1 protein-coding gene is annotated in these 506 nt (G+C 68.4%); it reads right to left on the minus strand.

Going from position 1 to position 506, the window contains the following annotated elements:
• On the minus strand, positions 1 to 506 hold a 506-nt coding region (locus tag ACYVDE_RS26080), incomplete at both ends, for an MSEP-CTERM sorting domain-containing protein (protein WP_460504400.1).

Genomic DNA, 506 nt, shown 5'->3' on the forward strand with positions numbered 1-506 from the left:
CACGTAGGCTACACCGCTGCCGGGCACCGCAACGGGCGCAGCGAGCGGCACGGCCGTGCTGTCGCCCATGGCCAGGGTGCGGCCATCCACCGTCAGCGTGCAGGGCTCCTTGTGCAGAAGCTGAATGCTGGTACGGCGCGGCTCACTTCCCGATACGGGGTAAACGCGCAGGGCAATTTCGTGGGGGCCCCGGTAGGCCAGCAGGCCGGGGTCGCGGGGCACGTCCTGGTTCAGAATCTGGGCAAACACCCAGGTGGCGGCCTTTTTCTCGGCCAGAATGCCGTGTTCCTGCCGGTTGCCAATGGTGAGGACGTAGTCGCCCACCCAGCAGCCCTCGGGCAGGCGAATGGCGGTGCTGTATTCGCGGTTCTGGTAGCCGGGGTCGGTATTGGCCACCTCCAAATCGACCCAGCTCACCCAGGCTTGCTCGCGGGCATCGTAGCGGCTGCGCACAGTGGCAGCGCGCAGTTGCGGCGCATCGGCGGCGGGCGCGGGGTCGGAGGCGT

The sequence above is a fragment of the Hymenobacter agri genome (assembly GCF_054778495.1).